Annotated in this window: 13 protein-coding genes; 7 read left to right on the top strand and 6 right to left on the bottom strand. The window is 58.8% G+C overall.

From position 1 onward, the window contains the following. Nucleotides 1–415: 415 nt before the first annotated feature. Both AWR36_RS00305 and AWR36_RS00300 read left to right on the top strand, forming a co-directional pair. Nucleotides 416–892, top strand: coding sequence for a TrmH family RNA methyltransferase (locus AWR36_RS00305; protein WP_231745197.1), 477 nt, complete (start codon nt 416–418; stop codon nt 890–892). A gap of 178 nt (nt 893–1,070) precedes the next feature. Next, complete coding sequence (locus AWR36_RS00300) at nt 1,071–1,835, top strand: SDR family NAD(P)-dependent oxidoreductase (RefSeq protein WP_067079604.1); 765 nt, start codon at nt 1,071–1,073, stop codon at nt 1,833–1,835. Nucleotides 1,836–1,988: 153 nt separating this feature from the next. Here the strand turns inward: AWR36_RS00300 and AWR36_RS00295 are convergent, their stop codons facing one another. Then, nucleotides 1,989–2,876, bottom strand: a complete 888-nt coding sequence (locus AWR36_RS00295; protein ID WP_067079602.1) for a dienelactone hydrolase family protein — start codon at nt 2,874–2,876, stop codon at nt 1,989–1,991. A 197-nt stretch (nt 2,877–3,073) separates the two neighbouring features. Here AWR36_RS00295 and AWR36_RS00290 point away from each other — a divergent pair, with 197 nt between their 5' ends. The 3 genes from AWR36_RS00290 (at nt 3,074) to AWR36_RS00280 (ending at nt 6,508) form a co-directional block, all read left to right on the top strand. Further along, nucleotides 3,074–4,582: an amidohydrolase gene (locus AWR36_RS00290; protein ID WP_231745196.1), complete on the top strand. Its 1,509-nt coding sequence runs from the start codon at nt 3,074–3,076 to the stop codon at nt 4,580–4,582. Nucleotides 4,583–4,710: 128 nt separating this feature from the next. Further along, on the top strand, nt 4,711–5,676 hold the full coding sequence (locus AWR36_RS00285) for a transporter (protein ID WP_067079599.1): 966 nt from the start codon (nt 4,711–4,713) through the stop codon (nt 5,674–5,676). Nucleotides 5,677–5,893: 217 nt separating this feature from the next. Continuing rightward, nucleotides 5,894–6,508 (top strand): SOUL family heme-binding protein, encoded by a 615-nt coding sequence (locus AWR36_RS00280; RefSeq protein WP_067104472.1) that lies wholly within the window; start codon nt 5,894–5,896, stop codon nt 6,506–6,508. Nucleotides 6,509–6,600: 92 nt separating this feature from the next. Here AWR36_RS00280 and AWR36_RS00275 read toward each other — a convergent pair whose 3' ends face one another. Both AWR36_RS00275 and AWR36_RS00270 read right to left on the bottom strand, forming a co-directional pair. Beyond that, a complete protein-coding gene (locus AWR36_RS00275; protein ID WP_067079595.1) occupies nt 6,601–7,491 on the bottom strand; it encodes a hypothetical protein in 891 nt (296 codons plus the stop codon). A gap of 278 nt (nt 7,492–7,769) precedes the next feature. Beyond that, on the bottom strand, nt 7,770–8,438 hold the full coding sequence (locus tag AWR36_RS00270; protein ID WP_067104387.1) for a DNA-3-methyladenine glycosylase I: 669 nt from the start codon (nt 8,436–8,438) through the stop codon (nt 7,770–7,772). Nucleotides 8,439–8,675: 237 nt separating this feature from the next. On the opposite strand from AWR36_RS00270, the gene AWR36_RS00265 reads away from it, so the two are divergent. After that, nucleotides 8,676–9,959 (top strand): acetyl-CoA C-acetyltransferase, encoded by a 1,284-nt coding sequence (locus tag AWR36_RS00265; protein ID WP_067079592.1) that lies wholly within the window; start codon nt 8,676–8,678, stop codon nt 9,957–9,959. Nucleotides 9,960–9,981: 22 nt separating this feature from the next. Continuing rightward, on the top strand, nt 9,982–11,340 hold the full coding sequence (locus tag AWR36_RS00260) for a 3-oxoacyl-ACP reductase (protein ID WP_067079591.1): 1,359 nt from the start codon (nt 9,982–9,984) through the stop codon (nt 11,338–11,340). A 25-nt stretch (nt 11,341–11,365) separates the two neighbouring features. On the opposite strand, the gene AWR36_RS00255 is transcribed toward AWR36_RS00260, so the two are convergent. The 3 genes from AWR36_RS00255 to AWR36_RS00245 form a co-directional block, all read right to left on the bottom strand. Further along, the gene (locus tag AWR36_RS00255) at nt 11,366–12,181 is read right to left on the bottom strand and encodes a metallophosphoesterase (protein ID WP_067079590.1); all 816 of its coding nucleotides are present in this window, start codon (nt 12,179–12,181) and stop codon (nt 11,366–11,368) included. A 208-nt stretch (nt 12,182–12,389) separates the two neighbouring features. Next, a complete protein-coding gene (locus tag AWR36_RS00250) occupies nt 12,390–12,719 on the bottom strand; it encodes a TraR/DksA family transcriptional regulator (protein WP_067079587.1) in 330 nt (109 codons plus the stop codon). A gap of 114 nt (nt 12,720–12,833) precedes the next feature. Continuing rightward, nucleotides 12,834–14,210, bottom strand: coding sequence for an SLC13 family permease (locus AWR36_RS00245; RefSeq protein WP_067079585.1), 1,377 nt, complete (start codon nt 14,208–14,210; stop codon nt 12,834–12,836). Between the last annotated feature and the right edge of the window lie 194 nt (nt 14,211–14,404).

The raw sequence follows: 14,404 nt of genomic DNA, 5'->3' as shown, positions 1-14,404 counted from the left end.
TACAAATTTGCACCACGACAATCAACTGCAGCGAGATGGGTCACAATCAGGTCAAAAACCGTTTTTCGGCATCAGGAAGACAAACAGAAAGACGAGCGTTTTACCCTTTCGTGCCAAAACTACCGGTTATCGGGGTAAATTTTTTGACAAGAAAGAAATGTATCTAATTGATATATATGAATTTTAAAGTCCCAAGGCTATCTCATAAACCTGACGCACAAGATGCGCAAAAGAATAACCCCCCTCAAAAACTCTCAATGAGTGGCTATGGACTTATGCTAAAAGACACAATACGACGCTGTCGTACCTATCACCCTGAAAACTCTGTGGTTAAATTGGAAATCCTCAAGCAATCGATCCCGACTGCTTGCGAACCCTGATAGCTCAAGTCAGGCCTTTAGAGTACTACCCGACAGTGAACATCTTTCCCTTGTGCTATCTGGCAGTGGACTTCAGAACCCCATCCAACGTGGGAGCACTCTTCCGACTTGCCGATGCGCTGGGGATCGAGAAGATTTACCTGACTGGCACTTCCATCACCCCGCCCAATCCCAAGCTCAAGAGGCTCTCGCGCTCTACAGAGCAGTCGGTTCCGTTCGCGTATTGGGAGAGCCCGATAGCAATGGCCGCTGAGTTACGTGAGCAGGGCTACAGGCTCATATGCCTGGAAGTCGGCACCGACAGTATTGAGCTGGATGCGTTGGAAATCTCCCCCTCCGAGAAGGCCTGCCTGATCCTCGGCTCAGAGCGGGAAGGCGTGGCGACTGAATTGCTGGAGATGGCCGATGAGGTGGTACATATCCCGATGCGGGGGATCAACGCGTCAATGAATGTGGTCACCGCCTGCGCTATTGCCAGCTACGCAATCACACGCCAACAGAAAGATGCATAGCACGCGGGCTCTGCCTGGGGAGAAGCCCCGCAAAGCGCAGGGCGTATATTGACTGCCTCCTACTGCTGTTTGGGGTATTCATGGCTCAAGCAGAAATAGCTGTAACTGGCAGCAAAAATCACAACCCTTTGTGTTGAGAATCTACTCTCAATATCAAGATAAACAAAGGGGCAAGGTCATGCGTTTACAGGGAAAAGTCGCCGTAGCAACCGGAGTCTGTGGAGGGATCGGGCTCTCCATCGTCAGAAAGCTCGTCAACGAGGGAGCGCGCGTCGTCGCAGTCGACCTATCGCAGGAATCCCTCGACAAACTGCAAAAGGATTACGGCGATGAGGTCGTTACGGTGGCCGCTGACGTAACCAGATACGACCAGGTGGAGGCCATGATCCAGAAGGCCGTCGACCATTTCGGGCAGGTGGATATCCTCATCAACAATGCCGGCATTGCCTCACCCAAGCCACTGCTTGAGCACGATCCGGATAAGGACTTTGACGGCATCACTGCCGTCAACCAGAAAGGCGTCTATCACGGCATTCTCGCCGCTGGCAAAGCCATGAAGAAACAGGGGCGCGGCGGCGTCATCATCAACACTTCTTCCGTGTACGGCACCATGGCTTCCGAGCTGAGCTTCACTTACAACGTCAGCAAAGCAGCCGTAGACATGATGACCAAATGCGCCGCCCTGGAATACGGCCCCCAGAAAATTCGAGTATGTGCGGTAGCTCCCGGGCGAGTGGATACACCGATGCTCCACCAGTACAAAGACATCGGTCTCTGGGACCATATCAAACGCGAGCAGATGCGGAACGAATTTACCCAGCCGGAAGAGATCGCCGATGTCATTGCCTTTCTGGCCAGTGATGAGGCCAACTGTATTAACGGTACGACGGTTAGCGCCGGAGATGGATTCGAAAGTTTCAAATACCCACTGCTACCCGGTTAAGCCGACTACCTTTACTCTCCGAATGGAAACACTCGCGCTCTATCAGAGATGTGATATAGCATCAGTCGGGCCCTCGCTTGCTGGGGCCGGCCACAAACAGCGGGGTCGATCTGCGTAATTTTCCCTCGCCGGAATGTCCTCAGCCAGGAAGGCTCAGATGAGGTTCCGCTCAAACAGGACCAACAGCTCACGCCAGGCCCGCTCCGCCTGCTTCGGATTGTGGGCCATGGAATCCGGCGGGCACCAGCCGTGCAATGTGCCCTTGTACACTTCGATTTCGGCGGGCACCCCTGCCTCATCAAATGCCTTACGCAGCTCCACTTTGGCTTCCGGGTCACGCTCGTCATCGTTCTCTGCAATCGCCACCAGGAAGCCGGCCTGAATTTGCGGCACCAGGCGGTGCGGACTGTTTTCTTTATCGGTCACCAGCCGGCCCCCATGAAAAGAAGCCCCGGCGCCGATGCGCTCGGGCATATCCGCAGCCAGGCGGAATGCATAGGAGCCGGTCATACAATAGCCCAGTGTGCCGGCAGGCTTGGAGGTATCCACAGAGGGCTGCTGGTCGAGGAATTGAATAAATGCGCGTCCGTCGGTAACGGCGGTCTCCGGCGACAGCGTCGAGGCCTGCTCGCGGGCCTTGGGCCAGATGGCCTTGCGTAATTCCGGGCCGATCACCTGCGCATCATCCGGCACCAGCTGTCCTTTCATGGTGCGGTAGTAGGGATTGACCACCAGCACTGCGTAACCGGATTCCGCCAGTCGCTTACCCATCTGCCGGAACGCGGGGCGCAGGCCGAAAATATCCGGCCACAGGATGACGGCGGGATGTCGCCCTTTCCCGGGGTGCACGAAGTAGGCATTGGCCTCACCATCCGGCGTCTGGACAGTGACATTCGATTCCTTCACAGCCAGTGCATTGGCCGTCACCGGCAACATGCTGGCCAGTACGGCACCCACGCCTAGCCGGCCGAAATCACGACGGCTCAGGCCCCGCTTGAGAAAATACGCTTCTGCTTCCTTGCTGGTCAGTTCATCACACATGCTGGAGACCCCCTGCAGAGATTTACTTGCATCTGGTACGTGGAGGCACGTTGCCCGGTTCAGCCACTCATTCACCGGGCTGTCCCGTCAGTTTGCTGCAGCCGTGAAACCGGGCTGAACATTCGGCACAATGGGGCAGACGATTACTTTGTCAGCAAAGTGCGCCGACCACAAATAACATAAGAACAGGAATCGCCATGATCCGAAGCCCTCGCGCCTCTCTCGTCACTGTCCCCCGTTTGGCCGCCCTGGCCATTATGGCGCTGGCTGGTGCCATGTACTCGGCCCAGGCCCTCGACGACTCATCTCTCGACAACTCCTCCCTGGCCAGGGACGCCGCCTGGGTCAGTACCCAGTCCGAGCGCATCACACCCCGGGCTACCGGCTTGGCCGACAATCTCTGGAACCTGGCAGAGATGGGCTATCAGGAGACCCGCAGCAGTGCGGCGATTCAGGACCACCTGACAGAGGCAGGCTTCGAGATTGAGACCGGCATTGCCGATATCCCCACCGCCTTTGTTGCCAGCTACCGGCAGGGTCGCGGTGGTCCGGTCATTGGTCTGTTGGCCGAGATGGATGCCCTGCCCGGTGTTTCCCAGGCCGCGGTACCCGAGCATAGCCCCATTGAGGGGCAGGCGGCGGGTCATGCCTGTGGCCACCACCTGTTCGGGGCCGGCTCCACCGCCGCGGCGATCATGCTCAGCCGCTGGCTCGAGGAAACCGACACCCCCGGGGAGATCCGCCTGTACGGCACGCCGGCAGAGGAAGGGGGCTCCGGCAAAGTTTATATGGTGCGCGCCGGTGCTTTCGAAGGTACCGACACCGTGCTGCAGTGGCACCCGAGCGACCGCAACGAGGCCCTGCCCCAGTCCACCCTGGCCAACCGCTCGGCCAAGTTCCGCTTCAAGGGCGTGGCCAGCCATGCCGCCGCAGCACCGGAGCGCGGCCGTTCGGCGCTTGACGGGGTGGAGGCGATGAACTTCATGGTGAATATGCTGCGGGAGCACGTTCCGGACAGCACCCGCATCCATTACGTGATCACTGACGGTGGCGGTGCGCCCAACGTAGTGCCCGCCGATGCCGAAGTGTTCTACTACGTGCGGGACAATACAGCGGCAGACCTTGAGCCGGTATGGGAACGCGTGGAGCAGATCGCCATGGCTGCAGCACAGGGCACCGGCACAAGCGTGGAATGGGAGGTGATTCACGGCAATCACAGCCTGCTGCCCAACCAGACCCTGAACCGCCTGCTGGATGCCAGCATGCGCCAGTTCGGCGGTATCGAGTATTCCCCCGACGAGCTGGAATTCGCCAAGAGCCTTGATGGCCTCGCCAACCGCCCGGGTCACGAGATCGGCGACCAGCAAACCATCGTCGAATACGATCCCAGCGAGGCGCCCCTGTCCGGCTCCACTGACGTGGGGGATGTCAGCTGGAATGTGGCTACCGGTGGTTTCGGTACCGCCACCTGGGTGCCCGGCACCTCCGCCCATACCTGGCAGGCGGTGGCTGCGGGCGGCACCAGCATCGGCCACAAGGGCATGCTGTTGGCTGCCGAGACCCTGACCCTGGCAGGTATCCAGCTACTGCGGGATCCGGCTCTGGTGGAAGAGGCCCAGCGGGAGTTCGAGCGGAAGCGCGGTGACGATTTCAAATACGTCCCGCTGCTCGGCGATCGCGAGCCGCCGCTGGATTATCGGAAGTAATTACCCCTTGTTGCCCCGGGGCCGCTTCACGGCCCCGCTTATGTGCACTCTGGGAAGCCTCCCAGCAAAGCCACAAAGCCAGCACCGCAGCTACCCTGTAACTATCCACCGCGGCTGCGCCTGCTGAAATGAATATCCAAGGACTATCCGCCAACAATCAGGACTACACAGCCCTTCCGCAGAGCAAGCTGTTCCCTCTTGTCGTTGCGCTGACCGCTTTGCTGGCACCGCTGCCCTGCCATGCCCTGGACCCTGAGCCCAGGCGGTGGAGCCATCTGCCAATCGATGAAAACTATCTTACGTTGGCACTGGCGAAAACCAACGCAGATATCTATTTCAACCCCACCTTGTTATTGGAGGATGTTGAACAGCATCTGGACACGCAGGCGGTGCAATATGTCCGTACTTTTGAGTGGATGAACAAGTCCTCTCGAATTGAGCTGCTGCAGGGTTACCAGAGTGCAAAGTGGGCCGGCCGGCTGGACGGTATTGAGGCGTCAACAGCCCGGGAGGGAGCCTCGGACACCTTTGTCCGTATGGCTATGAACCTCTATGGAGCACCGCCATTGCGGGGAGAGGCATTCAGGGAGTATCGCGCCAGCACAACCAGTGAAACCATTGTCGGGGTCGCACTGAATGCTCGCCTTCCCACCGGACACTACCAGAAAGACAGACTGCTAAATCTGGGACAGAACCGGTTTGTGTTGAGACCTCAACTGGGCCTCGTACATTCCAGAAGGCAGTGGTCCGTCGAGTTCACTGGTGAAATTGCGCTGCACGGCAAGAATGATGAATTTATTCGCTTCAACTCACTTGAGCAAAAACCGCTCTACATCCTTCACACCCACCTGGTCTACTCATTCTCTGCCGGTCGATGGGCATCGATCAGCCTCGGCTACGACTATGGTGGTGAAAACCGGGTGAATGGCATTGTTCAAGATGACATGCAGGAGAACATTGGCTGGAAGCTGAGTTATGCTCACCCACTCACCCCGACACTGGGGCTCAAAGCTTCATACCTTGGCTCACGCACACAGCGCGAGACCGGCCTTGACTCAAAGACGTTTGCCCTGAGCGTCTCATTTACCTGGTGATCTGACGAAAGAGAACGGCGCCCTTTTCCCTGAACGCTCAACCACCAACGCTTTCACTGAAGCTACCGGTTCACGGCGGGGTTCGCATGACGGGCCTGTATCCGCCCTCCCGCCTTGAATGGCGAACCAGTGGTTCAACGCCATAAAATCTGCATCGAACAATGATCCCCGCTACCTATACTCTGCGTAACACCGGTGAAAATGGAGCACAATGTTTATGCGAGTTTTACTGGGATTACTACTATCACTGTGTACAGGTATTGCCATGGCGATCGAGGAGCCGGAATATGCGGTTATCGAGCAGTCCAAGCCGTTTGAGCTGCGCGCTTATCAGCCAAAGATTGTTGCGGAAGTGCAGGTAACCGGCTCGATGGATGAGGCATCAGGTAGGGGCTTCAAGCTGCTGGCCGATTATATCTTCGGCAATAACACCGCCCGTACCGGTGGTAACGAGAAAATAGCGATGACCGCGCCGGTGGGCATGGAGCCGGAATCGGAGAAGATCAGCATGACCGCTCCGGTCAGCATGGAACAATCGGGCGGCCAGTGGCGCGTCTCTTTCGTGATGCCCAGCCAGTACACCATGGAAACACTGCCCCGCCCCAACAACCAGGCAGTGACGCTACGCGAGATTCCCGAAACCAATTATGCAGTGATCCGTTTTTCCGGGTTGGCCGGGGAAGACAAAATCGCACGGAAAACCGCTGAGCTGATCGAGTGGATGGATGAGAAAGGACTCGAGCCCACCGGCCAACCGGAACTGGCCCGCTATAACCCGCCCTGGACACTGCCGTTCTTACGCAGGAATGAAGTCATGATCAAGTATGACTAATCGGCCTGCCTGGATTCGCCCGGAAAGATAGCCGGTGCAAACATCCTGCGAAGAGCGTGATCCCCCTCCGCAGTTTCCAGTAGTTCAGGATCTTAGTCGCAAGAAACCGATTCATCCTGACAGGCGTATTCCTTCATCGCCAATGCGATCGCATCAAACAGCGGTGCCGCCCATTCCCGACCGGCTTCTATGGAACCCGCCTGTTCGACGATATCGATGGCCCGGGACACTTCCATGATGCTGACAGTGGGGCCGTACTCCGCCGCACGCTCGATCAACGGATGCCAGGCCGCCGAAGAGCCCTCGACATCAGAGTGACCACCGCGCACCCGCGCACCCCGGTTGCCGAGGTTTACCTGCTCATAAAAGGGCGCGATATGGCGCTGGATAAGCGACTCCCAGGCCTTGTTGCGCGGGTTGGTGCCGGTGACCAGCATCTGGGCCCCGGGCAGGGGGTTCTGGGCATTGGGATTATGGGCGTCAGCGGTCAGCAATATGGTCTGGATATTGCGGTTGCCTTTGTGCAGGCCGGCAATAAAGTGCTCAAAGGCCTGGTAGCCATCCAGGTACTCACCGTAGTCGCTGATCGAAGGGGTAAAGACCACGAACCCCAGTTTACACAGCCGCTTTGCCAGCTCGGCCTGGGTGATCAGGTTCCACTGCTGCCCGATGGATTCACCACCGACTGTCGCCCCAGGCATCATACGGCCGGGCTTGGTGTACTGCATGGGCAGTATGGCAATCGGCTTGTCGGTATCCACCTTGATCGCCGCCACATCAGCATGCGTCCAGTTTTCCCCGGTGTAGTTGAACTCCACCCGGTAGCGTCCCTCTCCCTTGTCGAAGGTAAATTCTCGTTGCTCATCGACTATGCGGGTTGGAGGCAATGCCCCACCACACGCGCTGATGTCAGAAAATGCGACGGCCTGAAAGCTGGTAAAAAGGCTAACTAGCAGTGCGGCCAGGCGAAGTGAATTGTTCATGGGTTCCCTGAAAGCGATAGAAGCGTTTGGGTTCAGCTAAAACTAGGCACTAGGGAAAAGCCTATCAGTAGACAGGCTGAGAGCGGTAGATAGGATTTATCGTATTCGCCGATGGGGCAGTCCCATGGTGAGCAGGACAGTCACGCCAGTGACTGCCCTGCTCTCTAGCCGTTATCCGTTAACCGTTCAGGCGCCGTTCCGTGCGCTGCTGGCGAAGTCCCGGCCGGTTAAGGATAAGTCCAGGTAAGCAACCATCAAGAAGGTTAAGTCGCTCTCTACTAGCCGACGGAGTAAGCCAGGATCTGGCTGATTTCATTGAGGCTGCGTTTGGATTCTTCCTGCCACCGGGATAGTGCCGCCTGAACCGCGGCCAGGTCCCGCTTCGAAGTGGGTGCCTTCAGCACCACATCCTCGCGCACCAGTGCCCGGACCATATCGGGAGAAAATATTGGTGTATCCACCCCCATGCGCCGCAGGAAAACTTGCCCGGTCCGCCCCCCGAGGCGCGACCCGCCTTTCTGCAATGCACGAAGGTTGTCTGTATAGCTGGCCGGATCCCAGCCGGAAAAATAGTTGCCGAGGCCATTGTGGGCCCGTGACAGCTCAAGAAAAAATATGGCGTTGTCACGGATGGCCTTGGTTTTTGCCCAGTGACGAATCATGCCATCCTGCTTCATTACCTCTTCCAGTCCCTCATCGGGCATGAAGGCACAATGGTGCAGATCAAACCCGTGGAAGATCTCTTCGATACGTGGCCATTTGTTCCTCACCACGGTCCAGTTGAAGCCCGCCTGCATGACCGCACGGGACGCCTCTGACAACCAGCGGTCATCCGGTATCTTGCGCAGGGTGGAGGGTGAACTGGGCCTGGTCAGCTGCGCTTGTAGCGCTTTGCGGCCGCCAAAGCGCTCGATCACAGGGGCTTCTATGTCATTGAATTGACGCACGGTTGCTTACTCCTCTGTCACGATGGCAATTATGCCGCAAATGCCGTCCTGAGATGCCCCCGCGTCCACGGCTTGCACCGGTGCGGACTCCACAGACACAAGCGGAGCAAACGAACCGGGTAGCGTTGAGAGAATCCGCCAGCAGGCCTGTCTCACTTTAACCTGCCCCCTGGTCACGGCAACGTATACCCTAAGCTGAAACAGAGCACAGCAACTACTCATCAGAGGGAAACGCCCATGCTGATCGGTGAACCCCGTCGCGTCGCTATCGTCGCCGCCAACCGTACTCCTTTCGCCCGTTCCAACACGGCCTATGCAGACCTCAGCAACCAGACCATGCTCACCGATACCCTGCGGGGGCTCATCGACAAGTGCGGCCTGAAAGGCGAGAAGCTCGGCGAAGTCGCCGGCGGCGCGGTGCAGAAGCATGCCAGCGACTGGAACCTGGTGCGTGAATCCGTACTCGGCTCCGGGCTCGATCCGCACACACCGGCATATGATATCCAGCAGGCCTGCGGCACCAGTCTCGAGGCCACTATTCTGGTGGCCAATAAGATTGCCCTGGGGCAGATCGACTGCGGTATTGCTTGCGGTACCGACACCACCTCGGATATTCCCATGGGGGCCAATCACGACCTCCGTCGCGCGCTGGTGAAGCTCAACGCCGCACGGGATACCGGGGATCGGCTCAAGGCGGCCGTCAAACTGCTAAACCCCAAACACCTGGTGCCGGAGATGCCCACTGGGGCGGAGCCGCGTACCGGGAAGACCATGGGGCAGCATGCCCAGATTACCGCCCGGAAATTTGGTATCAGCCGCGAGGCACAAGACGAACTGGCGCTGGCCAGCCACCAGAACCTGGCCAAAGCCTATGATCAGGGCTTCTTCGACGATCTGGTGATGCCCTATCACGGCCTCAAACGGGACAACAATCTGCGGGCAGATTCGACGCTGGAGCGAATGGCGAAGCTGAAACCCGCGTTCGACCGCGACAATGGCACCATTACGGCCGCCAACGCCACCCCCTTCACCGATGGCGCCTCTGCCGTGCTTCTGGCAACTGAGGAGTGGGCCAAGACGAGAAACCTACCGATTCTCGCGTATATCACTTCGGGGGAAGCTGCGGCCGTGGACTACGTGGACGGCAGCGAGGGCCTGCTGATGGGCGGAGCCTATGCCATTCCGCGCATGCTGGCCAAGCGCGGCCTGACACTTCAGGACTTTGATTTCTACGAGATTCACGAGGCCTTTGCCGCAGTGGTGTTGTGCACACTTGCCGCACTGGAATCCGATGAATTCTGCCGCGAGAAACTGGGGCTCGATCAGGCCCTGGGCAGCATCGACCACAGCAGGCTCAATATAAAAGGCAGCTCAATCGCCACCGGACACCCCTTTGCTGCCACCGGCGGGCGTATCGTCGGCACCCTGGCAAAAATACTCAATGAAAAAGGCTCCGGCCGTGGGCTGATCTCCGTGTGTGCCGCCGGCGGCCAGGCGGTAACCGCCATTCTGGAAAAATAACGAGAAAGCGATATCACAGTTTATGTCTGACCTGTTGAAGCAATTAAACAGCAACCCCCTGACCGGCTGGCTGGCCAAAACTCTGGGGTTGCCCAACCCCGTGACCCTGCTGCGCGAGGAAGGCGCCTACACGGCTGAGCTTTTTCAAGGCAAGACCGCGGTGCTGGCCACCAGCAGCGGCGGCTATGTGCAGGAGAGCGTCCGCACGACACTTGAGCAGGCCGGTGCCACTATCAAGCTGACTGGCGAGCTCGGGGAAGCGCAGCGCCCGGAAATTCTGGTGGTAGATGCCACTGGCCTGCAGTCGGTGGAGGACTACACGCTTATCTATGAACAGTTGCAGCCACTGGTGCGACGCATTGCCGTGAATGGCCGGGTCCTGATGCTGGCGCCACCACCCGAACAAGCAGAAAGCGTTGTCGCCAGCGGCGTTGCCCGCGGATTGGAAGGATTCAGCCGCTCGCTGGGCAAGGAGCTGGGCCCCAGGGGCATCACCGTCAACCTCGCTTATGTGGCTCCCGATGCAGCAGACAGGCTGGACATGGTGCTGCGCTTTTTCTGCGGCCCCCAGACTGCCTATGTCTCCGGCCAGACCATCACCGTGACGGCCAAAACCAGGACACCGGGGGTACTGCCGCGCGAGCAACTGCTGGCGGGCAAGGTCGCCCTGGTGACCGGTGCCGCACGCGGTATCGGTCTCGCCACTGCCCGGCGCTTGCATCAGGAAGGCGCCACAGTAATTGGCCTCGATATTCCCGCCGCTGATGAAGAGTTGCAGAGGGTTTGTAAAGACCTGGGGGCAACCCCACTGGCTCTGGATATCTCTGCGAGCGATGCACCGCAAAGACTGGTGAAATTTATCCAGGAGAATTTTGGTGGCCTCGATATTCTGGTGCACAACGCTGGCATTACCCGCGACAAGACACTGGGCAAAATGCCAGAACACTTCTGGCAGCAGGTGATGCAGGTCAACCTGGCGGCCATCATCGCCATCGACGAAGCGCTTCTGAACGCACAATTGATTCGGGATTGCGGGCGACTGGTCTACCTCTCCTCCATGAGCGGAGTGGCCGGTAACTTCGGCCAGACCAACTACGCCACTACCAAAGCGGCGCTGATAGGGTATGTCGCTGCACTGGGGTCGACACTTTCAGAGCGGGGAATCTGCGCCAACGCCGTTGCGCCAGGGTTTATCGAAACCGCGATGACCGACGCCATGCCGTTTTTCACCCGCGAGGCGGGCCGGCGGCTCAACTCACTCAAACAGGGCGGCCAGCCCCGGGATGTGGCGGAGCTGATCGGCTTTCTCTCCTCACCGGGCGCTGTCGGCGTCAATGGCAACACCATTCGCGTGTGCGGCCAGGGGCTGATTGGCGCCTGACCGGCCTGTCGCTACGCTAATCGGTTCATTGAGGGGCGTTGATGCAGACAATGCTCAACGCCTCACCCGGTTCACCCCGATAGGTATCAAGAAAATGGCACCTTCCCACCTGGATCGGCACCGGCACATAGGTGTGCCCCATATACACGCCGTCAATTTGCTCAATCTCAAATGGCGCCAGCTGGTCCGGGGCTCCCTCTGCCACCCATTCTCTGGCCCCCGACGCTTTTTGGTGGGCAAATATTTTCTGTTTGTTGGTCTCCACCTCAAGGAACTCCCGATAGAGGCGTAGTACCAGGGTACGGTTCCAGAGCAGGTTCTGGGCGGCATACTCCACTGCATGGCTGGTCAGGGAGGCGCCTGACTGCCAATCCGCCGCCATGTTCTGTAGCTGAATGGTGACCTCGCCCCAGCTACCCCGGGGAACATTGGCGTGCACCAGCCCGACCCTGCCGCCACCGGTGTCGATCTCTATCGCCCAGGGCCAGGCCCTCGCCTGCTCCGCATATAGCTGCCGCTGAGGTTCAGGCAGGCGATAAAACCAGTCTCCACCGTTCGAGAGATGGAGACCCGCACTGTCCGGGTCCTCGAACCCGGCGATCATCATCGCCTCATGGTTACCCAGAACACTGAAACAGGAGCTTTGATCCACCATGGCGAGCATGGCCTCGCTCTCAGCCCCGCGATCAACGACGTCACCTACGCAGAACAGCCTGTCCGCCTGAGTATCGAATGCAAGGGAATCCAGCTGTCGTTGCAGTTGGGAGAAGTGACCGTGTACATCCCCCACGACAAAGTCCCTGCCACGGGTATTCGGGCCAACTTTCAGGAACGTGCCCATCGGCTTCCTCGGTTGCGCTGTGCTGCACCCGCAAGCCTAGTTCCGGCCCTCGGGATTGAGAGGCCTCTGGCGCCCCGATGGGAGAGAAGATTGAACTGGGCGATCAGCCCCGGAGTTTCTGTGCGCTTATCAAAAGCCGGTCAGGATAGATGGATTTGAAGATGATCATTGGCGAGAAAATGGGCCAGCTGCGGCCAGCAACGGGGCACTAAGCAGCACAATTGATACAGCCGGTGATTGTGGGATCGAACTGCAGTCGCTGGATGGCGATTTCATCGCCACAGTGACAACAGAGGCCACAGTCTCCCTCCTCCATTCGCAGCAGCGCGGCATCAACGGCAAGCCGCAGACGCTGTCGGCGCCGTTCAGCCTCCATGGCAAGCTGCTGGGACTGGAGCGCATCGATACGTGAAAGGCGTCCGACACGGCTCTGGTCCAGCTCGACAGTAGCCGTCTGGTCTGGGACATCCGTTACTGAAAGCTCACTCTGCATAGCCAGGAGTTGATCTTTCAGGTCTTCATATATTTTTTTCTGCATGTGTTCCCCCACGGGTCTCCGTTTAACACGCGAGCCCTCGTCAGTTCACTGCTCGGTTCGGCAACGAACTTACCCAACCGAGGGGCCATAGCGCGAAAAATCAAACAGCCAGTTTCAAACCAGTAGTAACCAACTCATCCCCGCGACAATCAGCGATGCCAGCACACTGAGCACCGCACCCTCCCGCACCATATCCTGCATCCTGATCACACCGGTACCGTAGGCGATGGCGTTCGGCGCAGTGGCGACCGGCAGCATAAAGGCGCAGCTGGCGCACATAGCCGCGGGAATCATCAGTACCATGGGATCGAAGCCTGCGGACTCGGCAGCAACGGCGAGAATCGGCATCAGCAGCGTGGCGGTGGCGGTATTGCTGGTGATCTCGGTGAGGAAGGTCACCGACAGGCACAGCAAGACCAGCATCAGCCACAGGGGCATGGCCGTGAGGAATGACAGGCCGTTGCCCAGCATGTCACTGAGACCGGATGCGGCGAAGCCCTTGGCAATGGCGATCCCACCGGCAAACAACAGCAGCATGCCCCAGGGAATATTCTCTGCCGTCTGCCAGTCCATCAGGCGCCCGCCCCGGCCATCCGGCACAATAAACAGCAGCACCACGGCAGCCAGGGCAACAGTGCTGTCACCAGCGCTTTCGATGCCGAGCAGGCCGCTCCAGCCACCGAAGGGCTCACTGCGGGTTACCCAGGCCAGAATAGCGATGCCGAATACTGCCAGCGTGCGCACTTCTTCCGGCCGCCAGGCCCCGATGGTGGGCGGTTCGATGGGGCTTTCCAGCTTTACACCACGGGTTAGCCAGAGGGCCATGAGAGGCAGGGTCACCAGCACCACCGGTAAACCGATGAATAACCACTCCAGGAAACTGAAGCCGCGCCCGGTGACCTCCTCATAAATCCCCATAAAAATCACATTGGGCGGGGTGCCGATGGGGCTGCCCACGCCACCGAGGCTGGCGGCATAGGCAATACCCAGCACCAGTGCCACGGTAAGCTTGCGGTTTTCAATCCGGGACAGAATGGCGAGCGCAATGGGCAGCATCATCAGGGTGGTGGCGGTATTGGAGATCCACATGCTGAGCAGGCCCGCCGCCAGCATAAAGCCCAGCACCAGCCGGCGCCCACTGGACACCCCCACCAGGCGCAACATGTAAAGAGCCAGCCGCTCGTGGGCACCGCTCCTCTCGAGGGCCTTGGAGAGCATAAAGGCTCCCATCAGCAACAGGATCACATGGCTGCCCAGTGACGAGGCCACCAGCTTGTGGTCCGCCACCCCGAACAGCGGCAACAGCACAAAAGGCACCAGCGAAGTTGCCGGTATTGGCAACGCCTCGGTGACCCACCAGATCACCGTCAGCAGGGTGATGGCAGCCGTGACCGCAGGCAGGTAGGACATACCCATGGCATTGAGCAATGCGAAAAAGGCAACGGCCAGAAGCGGGCCCAGGACAATAAAGTGCTGCCGCGAAAACGCCATGGAAAGTTCCTACCTTTGGCCGTGCAAACCGGCCTTCTTATGCTTGTGATCATTCTCATCGCGAGAGCGACCGGCATGCCCTGGTGAACCGGGCATCCTCTACTCTCAGCCGGATAGGGTACCGCAAAACACTATGAGAGTTATGCCGCGATCGGCATGCCCGGTATCACCCGCAGGGTCATGACCTTGAGGTT

It is taken from the genome of Microbulbifer flavimaris (assembly GCF_001641755.2).
Taxonomy (GTDB): Bacteria; Pseudomonadota; Gammaproteobacteria; order Pseudomonadales; family Cellvibrionaceae; genus Microbulbifer; species Microbulbifer flavimaris.
The sequence above is the reverse complement of the archived record's forward strand: the minus strand, read 5'-3'. Positions and strand labels throughout refer to the sequence as shown.